This window comes from Streptomyces pristinaespiralis, from assembly GCF_001278075.1.
GTDB lineage: Bacteria > Actinomycetota > Actinomycetes > Streptomycetales > Streptomycetaceae > Streptomyces > Streptomyces pristinaespiralis.
Genome location: NZ_CP011340.1, coordinates 5,951,065 through 5,969,243 on the forward strand (window position 1 = coordinate 5,951,065; position 18,179 = coordinate 5,969,243).

Annotated in this window: 17 protein-coding genes; 12 read left to right on the forward strand and 5 right to left on the reverse strand. The window is 70.9% G+C overall.

What is annotated here, in order from left to right; translation table 11 throughout:
- The first annotated feature begins 50 nt into the window (after window positions 1-50).
- Window positions 51-428 (forward strand): peptidase inhibitor family I36 protein, encoded by a 378-nt coding sequence (locus SPRI_RS25325; protein WP_037774767.1) that lies wholly within the window; start codon window positions 51-53, stop codon window positions 426-428.
- Here the strand turns inward: SPRI_RS25325 and SPRI_RS25330 are convergent.
- The gene (locus SPRI_RS25330) at window positions 409-1,182 is read right to left on the reverse strand and encodes a potassium channel family protein (RefSeq protein WP_182327637.1); all 774 of its coding nucleotides are present in this window, start codon (window positions 1,180-1,182) and stop codon (window positions 409-411) included. The genes SPRI_RS25325 and SPRI_RS25330 overlap by 20 nt on opposite strands.
- Before the next feature lie 81 nt (window positions 1,183-1,263).
- Window positions 1,264-4,005, reverse strand: a complete 2,742-nt coding sequence (gene aceE / locus SPRI_RS25335) for a pyruvate dehydrogenase (acetyl-transferring), homodimeric type (protein WP_053557340.1) — start codon at window positions 4,003-4,005, stop codon at window positions 1,264-1,266.
- Between the two features lie 440 nt (window positions 4,006-4,445).
- Here aceE and SPRI_RS25340 point away from each other — a divergent pair, with 440 nt between their 5' ends.
- From SPRI_RS25340 to SPRI_RS25365, 6 genes are all read left to right on the forward strand, one after another.
- The gene (locus SPRI_RS25340) at window positions 4,446-4,886 is read left to right on the forward strand and encodes a DUF3052 domain-containing protein (protein WP_037774769.1); all 441 of its coding nucleotides are present in this window, start codon (window positions 4,446-4,448) and stop codon (window positions 4,884-4,886) included.
- Window positions 4,887-4,997: 111 nt separating this feature from the next.
- Window positions 4,998-5,456, forward strand: coding sequence for a peroxiredoxin (locus SPRI_RS25345; protein WP_005318151.1), 459 nt, complete (start codon window positions 4,998-5,000; stop codon window positions 5,454-5,456).
- A gap of 169 nt (window positions 5,457-5,625) precedes the next feature.
- Window positions 5,626-6,201, forward strand: coding sequence for a TerD family protein (locus tag SPRI_RS25350; RefSeq protein ID WP_005318152.1), 576 nt, complete (start codon window positions 5,626-5,628; stop codon window positions 6,199-6,201).
- A 107-nt stretch (window positions 6,202-6,308) separates the two neighbouring features.
- Window positions 6,309-6,884, forward strand: coding sequence for a TerD family protein (locus SPRI_RS25355; protein WP_005318154.1), 576 nt, complete (start codon window positions 6,309-6,311; stop codon window positions 6,882-6,884).
- Between the two features lie 71 nt (window positions 6,885-6,955).
- Complete coding sequence (locus tag SPRI_RS25360) at window positions 6,956-8,101, forward strand: DUF475 domain-containing protein (RefSeq protein ID WP_005318156.1); 1,146 nt, start codon at window positions 6,956-6,958, stop codon at window positions 8,099-8,101.
- A 110-nt stretch (window positions 8,102-8,211) separates the two neighbouring features.
- Window positions 8,212-8,955 carry a TerD family protein gene (locus SPRI_RS25365; protein ID WP_005318157.1) on the forward strand — a complete coding sequence of 248 codons (744 nt, stop codon included), beginning with the start codon at window positions 8,212-8,214 and terminating at the stop codon, window positions 8,953-8,955.
- 524 nt (window positions 8,956-9,479) lie between these two features.
- Here the strand turns inward: SPRI_RS25365 and SPRI_RS25370 are convergent.
- Entirely contained in the window at window positions 9,480-10,268 is a 789-nt protein-coding gene (locus tag SPRI_RS25370) for a TerD family protein (RefSeq protein ID WP_182327634.1), read from the reverse strand.
- A gap of 203 nt (window positions 10,269-10,471) precedes the next feature.
- Between SPRI_RS25370 and SPRI_RS25375 the strand changes: the two genes are divergently transcribed.
- From SPRI_RS25375 to SPRI_RS25385, 3 genes are read left to right on the forward strand one after another with little or no spacing between them, the layout of a single operon-like run.
- Window positions 10,472-11,635 (forward strand): HpcH/HpaI aldolase/citrate lyase family protein, encoded by a 1,164-nt coding sequence (locus tag SPRI_RS25375; RefSeq protein ID WP_053557342.1) that lies wholly within the window; start codon window positions 10,472-10,474, stop codon window positions 11,633-11,635.
- 17 nt (window positions 11,636-11,652) lie between these two features.
- Window positions 11,653-14,208, forward strand: a complete 2,556-nt coding sequence (locus SPRI_RS25380; RefSeq protein ID WP_037776874.1) for a phosphoribosyltransferase — start codon at window positions 11,653-11,655, stop codon at window positions 14,206-14,208.
- Window positions 14,205-15,140 (forward strand): HAD family hydrolase, encoded by a 936-nt coding sequence (locus SPRI_RS25385; RefSeq protein WP_005318165.1) that lies wholly within the window; start codon window positions 14,205-14,207, stop codon window positions 15,138-15,140. Before SPRI_RS25380 ends, SPRI_RS25385 begins: the two co-directional genes overlap by 4 nt.
- 141 nt (window positions 15,141-15,281) lie before the next feature.
- Here the strand turns inward: SPRI_RS25385 and SPRI_RS25390 are convergent, their stop codons facing one another.
- Window positions 15,282-15,917 carry a DedA family protein gene (locus SPRI_RS25390; protein ID WP_053557343.1) on the reverse strand — a complete coding sequence of 212 codons (636 nt, stop codon included), beginning with the start codon at window positions 15,915-15,917 and terminating at the stop codon, window positions 15,282-15,284.
- A 110-nt stretch (window positions 15,918-16,027) separates the two neighbouring features.
- Between SPRI_RS25390 and SPRI_RS25395 the strand changes: the two genes are divergently transcribed.
- Both SPRI_RS25395 and SPRI_RS25400 read left to right on the forward strand, forming a co-directional pair.
- Window positions 16,028-17,170, forward strand: a complete 1,143-nt coding sequence (locus tag SPRI_RS25395; protein ID WP_005318168.1) for a sensor histidine kinase — start codon at window positions 16,028-16,030, stop codon at window positions 17,168-17,170.
- Window positions 17,161-17,805 (forward strand): response regulator transcription factor, encoded by a 645-nt coding sequence (locus SPRI_RS25400; RefSeq protein WP_005318169.1) that lies wholly within the window; start codon window positions 17,161-17,163, stop codon window positions 17,803-17,805. The genes SPRI_RS25395 and SPRI_RS25400 overlap by 10 nt, the downstream gene beginning before the upstream one ends.
- A 149-nt stretch (window positions 17,806-17,954) precedes the next feature.
- Here SPRI_RS25400 and SPRI_RS25405 read toward each other — a convergent pair whose 3' ends face one another.
- The gene (locus tag SPRI_RS25405; RefSeq protein ID WP_005318171.1) at window positions 17,955-18,170 is read right to left on the reverse strand and encodes an FmdB family zinc ribbon protein; all 216 of its coding nucleotides are present in this window, start codon (window positions 18,168-18,170) and stop codon (window positions 17,955-17,957) included.
- Window positions 18,171-18,179: the final 9 nt, after the last annotated feature.

The following is an 18,179-nucleotide window of genomic DNA, read 5'->3' on the forward strand; positions in this document are numbered from 1 at the left end:
CCGCAGGTCAGGGTCGGCCCAACGATTCGTCGACCACACGGGGGACCCTCATGCGCAAGACCGTCACCGCCGCCGCCCTGGCCGCCGCGGCACTCCTGCCGCTGCTGCTCCAGCCGCCGCAGACCGCGGCCGCCGCACCACCACGTCTCGGCGCGTGCGCGGCCGGCGAGCTGTGCCTGTGGGCCGAGAACGACTTCCGCGGCGCACGCAGCACCCATGAGCTCGCCGGCACCGACATCGAGAGCTGCGTACCGCTGCCGCCGGGCACCTCCGCCAAGGCCCTGGCCAACCGGACCGGCCGGCCCGTCACCACCTATCAGTCCGAGGAGTGCGCGGAGACCGGCGAGTTCGAGACCTACCCCGGCGGCGGAACCTGGCTCCCCAGGTCGCCCTACCGGGTCAGGGCGTTCAAGATCTGGGAGAACTAGGCCCCGGCACCTCGGGCGCCCCGGACAGCGGGGTGCCCGACAGCCGCGCCACCTCGGCCCGCAGGCCGCGGACCTCCGCCGTCAGCGCCTCCAGCAGTGCCGTCTGCCGGCGCTCCTCGGCGTCGTCCCGCTCGAAGCGGGAGATGAACCAGGCCGCGATGTTGGCCGTCACCACACCGAGCAGCGCGATACCGGAGATCATCAGTCCGACCGCGAGCAGCCGCCCGAGGCCCGTCGTCGGCGAGTGGTCGCCGTAGCCGACGGTCGTCATCGTCGTGAACGACCACCACACCGCGTCGCCCAGCGTCTTGATGTTCCCGCCGGGCGCGTCCCGCTCCACCTGGAGCACGGCGAGCGAACCGAACATCATCAGCCCCACGACCGCGCCGCCGACATACGTGGTGAGCGTGATCTGCGGCGCCATCCTGGCCCGCCGGCCGACCAGCAGCAGCGTGGAGACCACACGCAGCAGACGCAGCGGCTGCACCAGGGGCAGCAGCACCGCCAGCAGGTCCAGGGGATGGCTGCGCAGGAACAGCCACTTGCCCGGCGCCAGCGACAGCCGTACGAGGTAGTCCACGGCGAACGTCCCCCACACCACCCACTCGGCCACCTGGCAGGCCCGGTGGACGAAGGAAGGCGCGCCCGGGGCGACGATCGGGACGGTGTAGGCGACCGCGAAGACGAGGGCGAGCGCCAGCAGGGGCGTCTGCATGCGCTTTTCCCAGCGCATCTGGGCGGTCTGCTGCTTCATGACAGGAATGGTAAGGACACGCCAGGGGCGGCGGACCCACGGTCCGCCGCCCCTGACGTGCTGATCCTCGCTACTGCTTCGCTACGCGTCGCCGCCCGCGGCGCCCGGGTCGGCCGCCGACACGTCCAGCAGCTGGTAGCGGTCCACCGCCTGCTTGAGCGCGCCGCGGTCGACCTTGCCCTCGCGGGCCAGCTCGGTCAGCACCGCCAGCACGATCGACTGCGCGTCGATGTGGAAGAAGCGCCGGGCCGCGCCGCGGGTGTCCGCGAAGCCGAACCCGTCCGCGCCCAGCGACTGGTACGTGCCCGGCACCCAGCGGGAGATCTGGTCGGGGACCGAGCGCATCCAGTCGGACACCGCGACGAACGGGCCCTCGGAGCCGGACAGCTTCCGCGTCACGTACGGGACGCGCTGCTCCTCCTCGGGGTGCAGCAGGTTGTGCCGCTCCACGTCGACCGCCTCACGGCGCAGCTCGTTCCAGGAGGTCGCGGACCACACGTCGGCGCGTACGTTCCACTCCTCCGCCAGGATCCGCTGGGCCTCGATCGCCCACGGGACGGCGACACCGGACGCCATGATCTGCGCCGGGATGGCACCCTGCTCGCCCTGCTTGAAGCGGTGGATGCCCTTCAGGATGCCCTCGACGTCCACATCGGCCGGCTCCGCGGGGTGCTGGATCGGCTCGTTGTAGACGGTGAGGTAGTAGAAGATGTCCTCGTTCTCCTCGGGGGTCCCGCCGTACATCCTGCGCAGACCGTCCTGGACGATGTGCGCGATCTCGAAGCCGAACGCCGGGTCGTAGGCGACGCAGCCCGGGTTGGTCGACGCGAGCAGCTGCGAGTGGCCGTCCGCGTGCTGGAGGCCCTCGCCCGTCAGCGTCGTACGGCCGGCGGTGGCGCCCAGGACGAAGCCGCGCGCCAGCTGGTCGGCCATCTGCCAGAACTGGTCGCCGGTGCGCTGGAAGCCGAACATCGAGTAGAAGACGTACACCGGGATCAGCGGCTCGCCGTGGGTCGCGTACGCGGAGCCCGCGGCGATCAGGGACGCGGTGCAGCCGGCCTCCGAGATGCCGTCGTGCAGCATCTGACCGGTCGGCGACTCCTTGTACGCGAGCAGCAGCTCGCGGTCCACGGCCTCGTACTGCTGGCCGAGCGGGTTGTAGATCTTCGCACTCGGGAAGAACGAGTCCATGCCGAAGGTGCGGTACTCGTCGGGAGCGATCAGCACGAACCGCTTGCCGATCTCCTTGTTCCGCATGAGGTCCTTCAGCAGCCGGACGAACGCCATGGTGGTGGCGATCGACTGCTGACCGGAGCCCTTCTTCACAGCCGCGTACGTCTTGTCCTCTGGCAGCTGAAGCGGCTTCGCCCGCACGATCCGGGTCGGCACGTATCCACCGCAGGCCTTGCGATGGTCGTGCATGTACTGGATCTCCTCCGAGTCGCGGCCCGGGTGGTAGTACGGCGGGGCGCCGCTCTCGAGCTGCTGGTCCGTGATCGGGAGGTGCAGCCGGTCACGGAAGCGCTTCAGGTCGTCGACCGTCAGCTTCTTCATCTGGTGCGTGGCGTTGCGGCCCTCGAAGTTCGGCCCGAGCGTCCAGCCCTTGATGGTCTGCGCCAGGATCACCGTCGGCTGGCCCTTGTGTGCCTTGGCCGCCGTGTAGGCCGCGAAGACCTTGCGGTGGTCGTGACCGCCGCGGCCGAGGTGCAGGATCTGCTCGTCGGTCATGTTCTCGACCATGGCGCGCAGCCGCTGGTCGCCGCCGAAGAAGTGCTCGCGGATGTAGGCGCCCGTCTCGGTCGCGTACGTCTGGAACTGGCCGTCCGGCGTGGTGTTCAGCTTGTTGACGAGGATGCCGTCGCGGTCCTGGGCGAGCAGCGGGTCCCAGGAGCGGTCCCAGACCAGCTTGATCACGTTCCAGCCGGCGCCGCGGAACTGCGACTCCAGCTCCTGGATGATCTTGCCGTTGCCGCGGACCGGGCCGTCGAGGCGCTGGAGGTTGCAGTTGACCACGAAGGTCAGGTTGTCCAGGCCCTCACGGGCGGCGATGGACAGCTGGCCCAGCGACTCCGGCTCGTCCATCTCGCCGTCGCCGAGGAAGGCCCACACGTGCGAGTCGGAGGTGTCCGCGATGCCGCGGGCCTCCATGTAGCGGTTCATGCGCGCCTGGTAGATGGCGCCGAGGGGGCCGAGGCCCATGGAGACCGTGGGGAACTCCCAGAAGTCCGGCATCAGCCGCGGGTGCGGGTAGCTGGACAGCCCGTACGGCTCCTTGGACTTCTCCTGCCGGAAGGCGTCCAGCTGCTGTTCGCTGAGCCGGTCCAGCAGGAAGGCACGGGCGTAGATACCGGGGGACGCGTGCCCCTGGAAGAAGATCTGGTCGCCGCCCTTGCCGTCGTCCTTGCCACGGAAGAAGTGGTTGAAGCCGACGTCGTACAGGGAGGCGGAGGAGGCGAAGGTGGCGATGTGGCCGCCGACGCCGATACCGGGGCGCTGCGCGCGGGAGACCATGACCGCGGCGTTCCACCGAGTCGCGTTGAGGATCTTGCGCTCGATCTCCTCGTTGCCGGGGAAGAACGGCTCGTCCTTGGTCGCGATCGTGTTGACGTAGTCCGTGCTGCGCATCTCGGGCACGGCGACGCGCTTCTCGCGCGCCCGCTCGATCAGGCGGAGCATCAGATAGCGGGCCCGCTCCCGGCCCCGCTCGTCGACGGCGGCGTCGAGGGAGTCCAGCCACTCCTGGGTCTCTTCAGGATCGAAGTCCGGGACCTGACTGGGAAGGCCGCCAATGATGATCGGGTTGCGATCTGATCCGGAAGCCACGCTGTTCCTTCGCTGTTCGGAGGTACTGGGTCGGCAAAGCTGTCGCACCGCCTCCCATCGTGTACCGCGGGGAGCCTCGCGTCATCTCTACCGGGAGGTAACCCTCGATCTCGGCGACATCCGGCCCCGGTCCGACGGGCGGGCCGGACCGAATCGCAACTTTACGCCCGACCCGTCCATGCGTTTCGTTCGGTCGTTCGGTTCCCATTGAGATGTGAAAGGGTAGGAATGCCGCGTACGCGGCCGAAGGGTGTGGTCACGATCGTGGCGGGGACCCGTCGCTTGCCTGGAGTTGCGCCGAGACGGCCGCAAACGTCACCGTTTCGGCGGTCTGGACGGCCGGGTACTTGCGCGATCCGCCCCGCCCGTGTGGACTACGGCCAATGCTGCGCGTACGCGCGTAGCCGAAGCATTTGTCGAAAACGATCAGGAGGCAAGCCGTGAGCGCGACCGCGGACCACGCGGAGGAGCGGACCAACCCGGCAGCAAGGCTGGGGTTCGAGCCCGGACAAGTGGTCCAGGAGATCGGCTACGACGACGACGTCGAGCAGGAGCTCCGTGAGGGCATCGAGGCCGCTACCGGCCAGGAACTCGTCGACGAGGACTACGACGACGTCGCCGACGTCGTCGTGCTGTGGTTCCGTGACGAGGACGGGGACCTCACCGACGCACTGGTGGACGCCATCGGTCTGATCGACGAGGGCGGGGTCGTCTGGCTGATGACCCCCAAGACCGGCCGTGACGGCTATGTCGAGCCCAGCGACATCAACGAGGCCGCACAGACGGCGGGTCTCTCCCAGACCAAGAGCATCAACGCCGGCAAGGACTGGAGCGGCAGCCGGCTGGTCACCCCCAAGGGGGCGAAGTCGGGGAAGCGCTGAGCCGCCGAGCGGCGAAGGACAGAGAACAGGCCCCCACCGGCACAGCCGGTGGGGGCCTTCTGCGTAGGCTGGCCTCCTACCGGACGGGCACACAGAAGGGAAGCTTTCTCCATGGCGATCGAGGTCGGCGACAAGGCACCGGAGTTCGAGCTCAAGGACAACCACGGCCGCACCGTCGCGCTCTCGGACTTCCGGGGCGAGAAGAACGTCGTGCTGCTCTTCTACCCCTTCGCCTTCACCGGCGTGTGCACCGGTGAGCTGTGCGCCCTGCGGGACGAGCTGCCGAAGTTCGTCAACGAGGAGACCCAGCTGCTGGCCGTCTCCAACGACTCGATCCACACCCTGCGCGTCTTCGGCGAGCAGGAGGGCCTCGAGTACCCGCTGCTCTCCGACTTCTGGCCGCACGGCGAGACCTCGCGCGCCTACGGCGTCTTCGACGAGGAGAAGGGCTGCGCGGTCCGCGGCACCTTCATCATCGACAAGGAGGGCGTGGTGCGCTGGACGGTCGTCAACGGCCTTCCCGACGCCCGCGACCTGAACGACTACGTCAAGGCGCTGGACGCCCTCTGAGCCACGGCGTTCACCGTCCGGGCCTCCTGCCGGTCCCGTCCGGGCATCCTTCGCGCGAACCGGCGCGCGAAAGCCTGTTTTGCGCGGGAACCGGTCACTAGGATCCTTTCGTTGATCCGATGACAAGCACAACGGGGGCGCTGCCCCTGAAACAACAATGGAGGGACTCGTGGGAGTCAGCCTCAGCAAGGGCGGCAACGTCTCGCTGACCAAGGCCGCGCCGAACCTGACCGCGGTCACCGTGGGCCTGGGCTGGGATGTCCGGACCACCACCGGCACCGACTTCGACCTCGACGCCAGCGCCCTGCTGACCAACGCCGAGGGCAAGGTCACAGGCGACGGAAACTTCGTCTTCTTCAACAACCTCAAGAGCTCCGACGGTTCCGTCGAGCACACCGGTGACAACCTCACCGGTGAGGGCGAGGGCGACGACGAGCAGATCAAGGTCAACCTGGCCGCGGTCCCCGCCGACGTCGACAAGATCGTCTTCCCGGTCTCGATCTACGAGGCCGAGAGCCGCCAGCAGTCCTTCGGCCAGGTGCGCAACGCGTTCATCCGCGTCGTCAACCAGGCCGACAACAACGAGCTCGCGCGCTACGACCTGAGCGAGGACGCCTCGACCGAGACCGCGATGGTCTTCGGCGAGCTGTACCGCAACGGCGCGGAGTGGAAGTTCCGTGCCATCGGCCAGGGTTACGCCTCCGGCCTGCGCGGCATCGCGCAGGACTTCGGCGTGAACGTCTGAGTCAGGCACAGCAGTCTCCACGTCCGGCGCCGCACTGAGTGCGGCGCCGGACGCGCCTGGGCCCGAAGGGGCCCGCAGCAAAGCCATCCAGGGGAGGACTCACCAACATGGGCGTCACGCTCGCCAAGGGAGGCAATGTCTCCCTCTCCAAGGCCGCACCCAATCTCACCCAGGTGCTCGTAGGGCTCGGCTGGGACGCGCGCTCCACCACCGGCGCACCCTTCGACCTCGACGCCAGCGCGCTGCTCTGCCAGAGCGGACGGGTCCTCGGCGACGAGTGGTTCGTCTTCTACAACCAGCTCAAGAGCCCGGACGGTTCCGTCGAGCACACCGGTGACAACCTCACCGGTGAGGGTGACGGCGACGACGAGTCCCTCCTGGTCGACCTCGCCAAGGTGCCGGCCAACGTGGACAAGATCATCTTCCCGGTCTCCATCCATGACGCGGACAACCGCGGCCAGACCTTCGGCCAGGTCAGCAACGCCTTCATCCGTGTCGTCAACCAGGCCGACGGGCAGGAACTGGCCCGCTACGACCTCAGCGAGGACGCGTCCACGGAGACCGCGATGATCTTCGGCGAGCTCTACCGTTACGGCGGCGAGTGGAAGTTCCGGGCCGTGGGGCAGGGGTACGCGTCAGGGCTGCGGGGCATCGCTCTAGACTTCGGGGTCAACGTTTCGTAAAGCCGCGTGCGGCGCGGGGGAGAACCTCCCCCAGGCTTCACCCGGGGGACAATTACACGATTGGGTAGCCAGTGGTTCTGAAAACCTTCGGCTGGTCGTTCGCCGTCACGGCGCTCGGCCTCGCATTCGCCGCCTGGCAGTGGGGCTGGGAGGCGTTCGGGATCGTACTGATCCTGTCGATCCTCGAGATCTCGCTGTCGTTCGACAACGCGGTTGTCAACGCCGGAATCCTCAAGAAGATGAACGCCTTCTGGCAGAAGATCTTCCTGACGATCGGCATTCTGATCGCGGTCTTCGGCATGCGGCTGGTCTTCCCCGTCGTCATCGTCGCCATCAGTGCCAAGGTCGGGCCGATCGAAGCGGTCCAGCTGGCAATGGACCAGCCGGACAGGTACGAGGACCTGGTCACCGACGCACACGCGGCGATCGCCGCGTTCGGTGGCATGTTCCTGCTGATGATCTTCCTCGACTTCATCTTCGAGGAGCGCGAGCACAAGTGGCTGGCCTGGCTCGAGCGGCCGCTGGCCAAGCTCGGCAAGGTCGACATGCTGTCGGTCTGCATCGCGCTGATCGTCCTGCTGCTCACGGCCATCACCTTCGCCACCAACGCGCACACCAGCACCGGGCACGCCGACAAGTCGGCCACCGTGCTCCTCTCCGGCGTCGCCGGTCTGATCACGTACCTCGTGGTCGGCGGCCTCTCCGGCTACTTCGAGGACAAGCTCGAGGAAGAGGAGGAACGCGAGCACGAGGAGGAGGAGAAGGCCAAGCGGGAGGGCAAGCCCGTCTCCGCGGTCGGCCTCGCCGGCAAGGCGGCGTTCTTCCTCTTCCTGTACCTCGAGGTGCTCGACGCGTCGTTCTCCTTCGACGGCGTGATCGGCGCGTTCGCCATCACCAACCACATCTTCTGGATGGCGCTCGGCCTCGGTATCGGCGCGATGTACGTCCGGTCCCTCACGGTCTACCTGGTCCGCCAGGGCACCCTCGACGACTACGTCTACCTGGAGCACGGCGCCCACTACGCGATCGGCGCGCTCGCGGTCATCCTGCTCATCACCATCCAGCACGAGATCAGCGAGCTCATCACCGGCTTCATCGGTGTCGTGCTGATCGCGGCCTCCTTCTGGTCCTCGCTGCGCCGCAACAAGGCGCTGGAGGCCTCCGAGGGAAAACCCGGCGGCCCGGAGGAGAAGGCTGAGGTCTCTTCCGGGGTGTGACGCCCACACCATTGAGGAACGCTTCCTTCGCGGGGCGGCCGGGTGCTCCCGGCCGCCCCGTCGCGTTATCCGCGAAGCACCGGACGACCAGTGACAACTAGGGGTGGGGCATGGCCATCTGGGACAACCTGTGGCGGGGCAGGGCTGCGCAGTTCGACTCGGGCAGCGCGGCCTCCAACTCCATCGCGCTGACCAGGCGGAATCCGTCCGTATCGCTCACCAAACAGGGTGCGGCGAGCGGCAACCTGCGCGTCAACCTCTCCTGGCGGATGCGTTCCTCCGACATCGAGGGCCGCTCCCGGCAGGGCGGCAGGCTGCTGAGCAACCCGCTGAAGCTCTTCCAGCCGGACGTCGTCCAGGCGCACACCCAGGGCGTGGTCAACGTCGACCTCGACCTGGGCTGCCTGTACGAACTGACCGACGGCAGCAAGGGCGTGGTCCAGCCGCTCGGCAGCTTCTTCGGCGACCTGAACGGCCCGCCGTTCGTGAAGCTCAGCGGCGACGACCGGTTCGGGGCGCCCTCGGGGGAGACGATCTTCGTCAACCTCGACCACCGGGAGTCGATCAAGCGGCTGCTGTTCTTCGTCTACATCTACGACCAGACCCCGGCCTTCGACCGCACGCACGCCCACGTCACGCTCTACCCGAGCAACGGCCCCCGCGTCGAGATAGAACTCGACGAGCGCGCCCCGCAGGCGCGTTCGTGCGCGGTGTTCTCCGTGGAGAACACGAAGGGCGACCTGACGGTGCGCCGCGAGGTGAAGTTCGTCTACGGCTTCCAGGCGGAACTGGACCGCCTGTACGGCTGGGGCCTCCAGTGGGGCCGCGGCTACAAGTCCCAGTCCCGCGCCTAGCCCTCACGGGGCGGCTCCCGACCGGCCGGGGCGGTGGGCCCCGGGCGCGAAGGAGGCGGTGGGCCCCGGGCCTGTCGGAGGCGTGGGCCCGCGGTGGTTCGGTCCCGGCGGCGCCCGTGGGGCCGGGGGCCGGTCACGTCGGAGGCGGTGGGCCAGGGGCCTGTCCGGGGCGCGCGGTCCTGCCCCCGCCCGAGGTGGCACGAGGCGGCCTGCCCGGCGGGGGCCGGTTCCGGCCTCGCCGGGCCGCGGGGTGAGCGCTTCGGGGGGCGGCCTCGCGACGGGGCCGGGAGGCCGGTCGCAGGGGGCATTTTCAGCCGCGGGCGATGACGCGTCGGCTTCGGGGCAGCGGCCGCGCCCGGGCCGGGGGTGTCCGGTCCTGCCGGGTCAGTTTTCAGCCTCGCCGGCGATGGAGGCGCGGGCCGCGTGGCAGAGCCGCGCGCCCGGACCGGGAGGCCGGCCCGGGCGTCGGACGGGACCCGGGTTCCCGGACCCGGTGGCGGGCCACGCGCGCCGGAGCGCCCGCGTCACGGGCGCTGGAACTGCGGCCCCATCGGCGGCAGGCGGAAGCTCGGGTCGGGGGCGTACGCCGCAGCCGCGGCCGGCTGCGGATAGCCGTACGACGGCTGCGGCGGTGCCGGGACGTACGCGGGCGCGGGCTGCGTCACGTCCGACGGCGGATAGCCGTACGACGGCGCGGCCTGCACATCCGGCGCGGAAGGCTCAGCAGGCGCCGCGGGTGCTGCAGACGCCTCCGCCTCCGCCTCCTCCACCGAGATCCCGAACGCCGTCGCGAGCCCCACCAGCCCTGTCGGATAGCCCTGCGCCACCGCGCGGAACTTCCAGCCGTCGCCGCGTCGGTACAGCTCACCGCAGATGATCGCCGTCTCCTCGCCGGTCTCCGGCTTCACATCGAAGACGGCCAGCGGCTCACCGCCCGCCGGCGCGGCGGCGTCGTGGAGAAGTATCCGCAGGTCACGTACGTGCTCGAAGGTGCCGCCGTCCGAGGACGCCGCGATCACCACCTGGTCCACCGACGGGTCCAGCGCCGCCAGGTCGGCCTCGACCGTGTCCGTCAGGTGGTCGCCGACGTGCTTCTTCGGCAGCCGCCGCACCAGCCCGGACGGGTGCCGTGGCTGGTTGTAGAAGACGAAGTCCTCGTCGGAGCGCACGCGGCCGTCACCGCCGAGCAGCAGGGCGGAAGCGTCGACGTCGGGGACCGCCGCGCCCGGCGTCCAGCGCAGCACGGCCCGTACGGCCGTGGCATCGAGAGGGACGTTCGAGCCCTTCAGCATCGCGTGCGTCATACCGGTCATCCTGCCTGGCCGAGGGGCCCCGGGACAACGCGGGGCCCGGTTCCGGCACGTGCCGCACCCGGCGCGGCCACCCGTACGGCAGGGTCGAGAAGCGGACGAGTTACCTGGAGTTCATGCACTTGGGGAACTGTCGACACCTGTGCTTACGTACTATTACCGGCCACATGTTGTCAGGCCCGAAGCGGCAGTACGGGGGATCTTTTATGCGTCATTTCGGGCACATCCCGCCCGCGGCGAGGGCGAGGCTGTTCCACCAGGAGCCGTGCGACTTCGGCGCGGACTCGGCGGCCCGGACCCTGGCGGCCGCGCTGGGAGCCACGCTCTACAGCCCGGCCACCCGGCCGAAGCTGGCCGACGACGTGCTCAAGCAGGCGGCGCGCGGAGTCGTCTCCATGGTGCTGTGCCTGGAGGATTCCATCGATGACGCCGAGGTCGTCGACGGCGAGGCGAACCTCGTCCGGCAGTTCGCCGACCTCGACGCGCGCGGCGTGGAAGTGCCGCTGCTCTTCATCCGGGTCCGCACGCCCGAGCAGATCCCGGACCTCGTGAGGCGCCTGGGGCCGTCGGGACGGCTGCTGTCCGGATTCGTACTGCCGAAGTTCACGGACGAGCGCGGCGTGCCGTTCCTCGAGGCCATCGTGACCGCGGAGGCGGCCGGCGGCCGGCGGCTGTTCGCGATGCCCGTCCTGGAATCGCCCGAGCTGCTGCACCTGGAGACCAGGACGGAGGCGCTGACCGGCATCGCGCGCACCGTCGACAAGTACCGCGACCGGGTCCTCGCCCTGCGCCTCGGCGTCACCGACTTCTGCTCCGCGTACGGGCTGCGCCGCTCGCCCGACATGACCGCGTACGACGTGCGGATCGTGACGTCCGTGATCGCCGACGTGGTCAACGTGCTCGGCCGTTCCGACGGCACGGGCTTCACCATCACCGGGCCGGTGTGGGAGTACTTCAGGTCCCAGGAGCGCATGTTCAAGCCGCAGCTGCGCCGCAGCCCCTTCCTCGAGGGCCGGGCCGAGGAGCTGCGCACCACGCTCATCGAGCACGACCTCGACGGGCTGCTCCGCGAGATCGAGCTGGACCGGGCCAACGGCCTGATGGGCAAGACCTGCATCCACCCCTCCCACGTCCTGCCCGTGCACGCGCTGTCCGTGGTCAGCCACGAGGAGTTCAGCGACGCACAGGACATCCTGCGGCCGGAACGCGGCGGCGGCGGGGTGCTGCGCTCCGCGTACACGAACAAGATGAACGAGGTGAAGCCGCACCGCGCCTGGGCCGAGCGGACACTTCTGCGCGCCGAGGTTTTCGGCGTGGCCAAGGAGGACATCGGCTTCGTGGAGCTGCTCGCGGCCGGGCTCACCGACTGATGACGCCGACGGGACCGATGACGACGAGGGGCGAAGAGAACGTGGTGTGGTCGGGAAGCTGGGTCGCGGAGCGGCTGGGCGTCTCCCTCGTCGGTGACGAGGGACTCCAGGAGCTGCTGGGCCTCGCCCTGCGCCGCAACCCGAAGCGGGCCCACCTGCTCGTGTCGAACGTGCTGGGCAAGCATGTGCCGCAGCAGCCGCTGGTGGTCTGGCGCGCGGGACACGACCTCGGCCTGCGGGTCCGCGACCTGCTCGGCGCGGACGAGTGCCGGCGCGCGGTCGTCCTCGGATACGCGGAGACCGCGACCGGACTGGGCCACTCCGTCGCGGACGGCATCGGCCTCGCCCCCTACCTGCACTCCACGCGCCGCCCCGTCGAGGGCGTCGCCACCGCGGGCGGCTTCGAGGAGTCCCACTCGCACGCGACCTCCCACCTGCTGCTGCCCGAGGACCCCGACCTGCTGGGCGGGCCGGGCCCGCTGGTCCTCGTCGACGACGAGTTCTCCACGGGCAACACCGTCCTCAACACCATCCGCGACCTGCACGCCCGCTACCCGCGCGAGCGGTACGTGGTCGTGGCCCTGGTCGACATGCGTTCCGCGGCCGACATGGGCCGGCTGGACGCCTTCGCCGAGGAGATCGGCGCCCGCGTCGACCTGGTGGCCATGGCCTCCGGCACCGTCCGCCTCCCCGACGGCGTCCTGGAGAAGGGCCAGGCCCTCGTCGCGGCGCACCAGCAGGCACCGCCGGACGCCGGTGTCACGCCCGTCACCGCGGGCGCCGGTGCGCCCCGGCACACGCGGGTCGACCTCGAGTGGCCCGCCGGCGTCCCCGACGGAGGCCGGCACGGCTTCACGCCCGAGCACCGCACGGCGCTGGAAGCCGCGCTGCCCGGCATGGCGGCGCGGATATCCGACGCCCTCAGGAGCGTCCCGGCCGGCCGGGACACGGGCGGAACCCGCAGGGTCCTGGTCCTCGGCAACGAGGAGCTCATGTACGCGCCGCTGCGGCTGGCCGCGGCCCTCCAGCAGAACACCCACGCCGGCACCGCCCACGATGCGCCGGCGGAAACGGTCTGCGCGCAGGCCCGCACCGAGGTGTACTACTCCACCACCACCCGCTCGCCCGTCCTCGCCGTCGACGACCCCGGCTACGCGATACGCACCCGGCTCGTCTTCCCCGCCCACGACGACCCGGCCGACGGACCGGGCGAGCGCTACGCGTACAACGTGGCCGGCGCCGGCTTCGACGCCGTCGTCGCCGTCGTCGACTCGACCGCCGACACCGACCGGCTGCACGCCCCCGACGGCCTGCTGGCCCAGCTCGCCGCCCACACCGGGCACGTCGTGCTCGCCGTCGTCCCCAGCTACGTACCGGCACTCCCCGGCCACGCACCGGACCACCACGCGCCCGAAGGACCTGAAAGGCCCTCCATGCTGCCCCAGCCGCTCCGCGGACCCGACTTCTCCTCCTACGCGCCCGAGGAGGTCGGCTGGCTGCTCCAGGACCTCTCGGAGGTGGAGCTCGAGGCACCCACGGAGGAGCGCGAGGAAGCCATCCAGAGCGGCGGCGCGCACTACGCGGAGTCGCTGCCCGTCGAGTACCAGCCCGACGAGCAGTACCAGCAGCTCTTCGAGGCCGCGCTCACCGCCTCCGCCGCCCGCATCGCCCGCGCCGTCGGAACCGTCACCGACACCGTCCTCGCCGAGCGGACACCGCGCCCCGTGCTCGTCTCCCTGGCCCGCGCCGGCACCCCCGTCGGTGTGCTGATGCGCCGCTGGGCCCAGCACCGGCACGGCCTGGACCTGCCCCACTACGCCGTCTCCATCGTGCGCGGCCGGGGCATCGACGCCAACGCCCTGCGCTGGCTCGCCGAGAACCACGACCCGGCCGACGTCGTCTTCGTCGACGGCTGGACCGGCAAGGGCGCCATCACCCGCGAACTGGCGGAGGCCCTGCGGGACTTCCCCGGCTTCGACCCCGAGATCGCCGTCCTCGCCGACCCCGGCGGCTGTGTGCGCACCTACGGCACCCGCGAGGACTTCCTCATCCCCTCCGCCTGCCTGAACTCCACGGTCTCCGGCCTGATATCGCGCACCGTCCTGCGGGCGGACCTGGTCGGTCCCGACGACTTCCACGGCGCGAAGTTCTACCGCGAACTCGCCGGCTCCGACGTCTCCGGCCACTTCCTCGACACCGTCGCAGCACGCTTCGACGAGGTCATGCCCGCCGTCGACGCCGACGTCAAGGAACTGCTGTCCGCGGACCGCACCCCCACCTGGGAGGGCTGGGGCGCCGTGGAGCGGATCAGCGAGGAGTACGGCATCCACGACGTCAACCTCGTCAAGCCCGGAGTCGGTGAGACGACCCGCGTCCTGCTGCGCCGCGTCCCCTGGAAGATCCTCGCCGGCCGCGGAGCCGGCGCCGACCTCGACCACGTACGGCTGCTCGCCGAGCAGCGCGGCGTACCGGTCGAGGAGGTCGACGAACTGCCCTACAGCTGCGTCGGGTTGATCCACCCCAAGTACACCCGTGGCGCCACGGGCGCCGACGGCAGGGCGGTGGCCAAGTGACCGCCCACCCGTCTCCCCCCACCGCCCTTTCAGCGGGGCGCTCCGCGCCGCCCCTCTGTCTCGTCGCCAGCGACCTCGACCGCACCCTCATCTACTCGAACGCGGCGCTCGGCCTCGGCATGCCGGACGCCGTCGCACCCCGGCTGCTCTGCGTCGAGGTGCACGAGCACAAGCCCCTGTCGTACATGACGGAGCGGGCGGCGGGGCTGCTGACGAAGCTCGCCCAGGACACCGTCTTCGTACCGACGACGACCCGCACCCGCAAGCAGTACCAGCGCATCAGCCTGCCCGGCCTGCCGCCCAAGTACGCGATCTGCGCCAACGGCGGACATCTGCTCGTCGACGGCATCAGCGACCGCGACTGGCGGGAGGCGGTCGCCGCCCGGCTCGCCGCCGAGTGCGCGCCCCTCGACGAGATCCGGGCCCATCTGAACAGGACCGCGGACCCGGCCTGGCTGCGCAAGGAACGCGTCGCGGAGGACCTGTTCGCGTACCTCGTCGTCGAGCGGCAACTGCTGCCGGAGGACTGGGTCAGGGAACTCGGCGTGTGGGCGGAGGCCCGCGGCTGGACCGTCTCGCTCCAGGGCCGCAAGATCTACGTCGTTCCGAGGCCCCTCACCAAGAGCGCCGCCGTGCGCGAGGTCGCCCGCCGTACCGGTGCCGGGCTGACCCTGGCCGCGGGCGACTCCCTCCTCGACGCCGACCTGCTGCTCGCCGCCGACCGGGCCTGGCGGCCCGGACACGGTGAGCTCGCGGAGGCCGGCTGGGGGGCCGAACACGTGGTCGCGCTGCCGCAGATGGGCGTCGCGGCGGGCGAGGAGATCCTGCGCCTGCTGCGCCAGGAGGCCCGCCGGTTCCGCCGCGAACGGCAGGGCATCGACTCCGTCGTCATCCCGCCTCCGGCGGGCGGCGTGGGCTCGGCGCCGGCCTGATCCCGCGCCGGGCGGGGGGTGTAGGCCCGGCCGGGTCGTGACCTCGCGCCCGGCGTGTCGATTCAGGCCCGGGCACGGCCCGCGCCCGCCGGGTGGTGGCTTCGGCTCGGCCGGGCCGTCCTCACGCCCGGCCGGGGCGGTTCAGCCCCGGCGGGAGCCGGCGCCCGGCCTGAGCAGCCGCACGGCCGCGAACAGCAGGACGGCGAGCACCGCGGCGACCAGCACCGCCTTCGAGTACGCGGAGACATAACCGGTCACGTCCTCCCACCTCTCGCCGAGCGTGTGACCGGCGAGGACGAACACCGTGTTCCAGATAGCGCTGCCGAGCGTGGTGAGCGTCAGGAACAGGGGCAACGGCATCCGCTCCACACCGGCCGGCACGGAGATGAGGGACCGGAAGACCGGGATCATCCGCCCGAAGAACACCGCCTTCGCCCCGTGACGGGCGAACCACGCCTCCGTACGCTCGATGTCCGCGACCTTCAGCAGGGGCAGTCTGGCCGCGATCGCCACCGTACGGTCCCGCCCCAGCAGCGCCCCGATCCCGTACAGCGCCAGAGCACCGGCCACGGACCCGGCCGTCGTCCACAGCAGCACGGCGACGAGCCCCATCTGCCCGCTGCTCGCGGCGAAACCCGCCAGCGGCAGGATCACCTCGCTGGGCAGGGGAGGGAACAGGTTCTCCAAGGCGATGGCGATCCCCGCCCCCGGTGCGCCGAGGGTTTCCATCAGGCCGTTGACCCAGCCCGGTGCGCTGCTTTCGATGCCGCTGCTCATGCCTCGAACCCTAGGGAGGCGAAGCTGAAGGAACCCTGAAGGCGACCGCACACCATCCTGCGGTTTTCCGCAGTGTGCCCGGAGGGCCGCACCGGTTAGCGTGACGGATCATGAAGGCATTGGCGGTGCGGGGCACCCAGTACGCGGCGGGTCTCCTCCTCGGCACGCTGACCGCCGTGGTGGAGCTGATCTTCGCCCTGCTCGGGGGACTCGCCCTGCTGCTGGTGCTCGCCTGGCCGCACGGCCGGCGCGCGGTGCGGCAGCCGCTGGGCGACGTCGCCGCCCGTCTCGCCCACCTCGAGCGACGCCGGCTCGGCCGTTTCCTCGGGGCGCGCATCTCCTCCTCGTACAGCAGCGGACACGCCGTGCGGTACGTCGTCGCCCGCTGGCCGCTGGGGCTCCTCGGCGGACTCGTGGTCTTCTGCGTGCTGCTCGGCCTTCTGTACGCCGGATACGCCGCGCTCGGCTGGACCGTCGACGACATCGAATACCCGTGGGCGGTCGCCGGGACCGGTCTGCTCGGACTGTTCCTCGTCTTCCTCGCCGGCCAGAGCGTCTTCGGACTCGCCCTGCTGGAAGGCCACCTGGCCCGCCGGCTCCTCGGCCCGAGCCACCACGACGAACTGGAACGCCGCATCGCCCAACTCGCCACCACCCGCGCCGGGATGATGGACGCGGTCGACGGCGAACGCCGCCGCATCGAACGCGACCTCCACGACGGCGTCCAGCAGCGGCTCGTCGCCCTCGGCATGCTCCTCGGCCGTGCCCGCCGCAGCCGCGACCCGGACCGCGCCGCCCAACTCCTCCTCCAGGCCCACGAGGAGAGCCGCCGCGCCCTCGCCGAACTGCGCGACGTCGCCTGGCGCATCTACCCGACCGTGCTGGACGAGGCGGGACTGCGCGCCGCCCTGGAAACCGTCGCCGAACGCACCCCGCTGCCCGTCCACCTCACGTACGAGGTCCCGGAGCCGCCCCGGTCCCGGCAGGTCGAGACCGTGGCGTACTTCGTCGTCTGCGAGACCGTCACCAACGTCGTGAAGCACGCGGGCGCCACCCGCATCACCGTCACGCTGCGCCGCGACGGCCCGAGGCTCGCGCTGCGCGTCGAGGACGACGGAGTGGGCGGCGCGGACCCCGCCGGCGGCGGACTGACCGGTCTGGCGAGCCGGGTCGCCGCACTCGACGGCCGCTTCCGGGTCGACAGCCCGGCCGGCGGCCCCACCACCGTCACCGCGGAGCTGCCGTGCGTCTGATCCTTGCCGAGGACTCCACCCTGCTGCGGGAGGGACTGGTGCGACTGCTCGCGGAGGAGGGCCACGAGGTGCTGGCCGCCGTCGGGGATGCCACCGCGCTGCTGGCGGCCGTGGACGCGTCACCGCCGGACGTCGTGATCGCCGACGTCCGCATGCCGCCCACCCACACCGACGAAGGACTGCGCGCCGCCCTCGAGATCCGGCGGAACAGACCGCGGGTCGGGGTGCTGGTGCTGTCCCAGTACGTCGAGAAGCGGTACGCGACCGAGCTCCTCACGGCCGATGACGGGGGAGTGGGCTATCTGCTGAAGGACCGCGTCGTCCAGGTCGACGAGTTCCTCGACGCGCTGGAGCGGGTGGGCCGGGGGCAGGCCGCGTTCGACCCCGAGGTCGTACGGCAGCTGCTGGCGCGCAGTACCCGCGGCGACCCCTTGTCACGGCTGACCGCGCGGGAACGCGACGTCCTGGCCGAGATGGCGGAGGGCCACACCAACGCCGCCATCGCCGGCCGCCTCCACGTCTCGCAGAGCGCGGTCGAGAAACACATCAACGCGATCTTCGAGAAGCTGGAGCTGACGGGGACGACCGGCTACTCACGGCGGGTGCTGGCGGTACTGCGCTACCTCGGGTCGTGAGGGGCTGCTCGTCCCTCCTGGCCGGGGGTGGGGCGTGTGGCCGGGCGGGTCCGTGTGGTCCGCCCGGCCATCGCGCCGTCGCCGGGGTCGTTGCCGTTGCCGTTGCCGTTGCCGGGGCGGGCCGGGTCCGGGCGAGGGCGCCCGCCGGGTCAGCCGCAGCAGCCGCCTCCGCAGCAGCCCCCGCCACCGCCGCCGCTCGGTGCGGGTGCCGCGGACTTCGTGCCGCCGACTGCGACCGCGGACAGGAGCTTCACGGTGTCGTCGTGGCCCTCGGGGCAGTTCGCGGGCGCGGAGGACTCGGCCATGGGGCGGTTCACTTCGAAGGTGTCGCCGCAGGTCCGGCAGCGGAATTCATAACGAGGCATGCCCGTAAG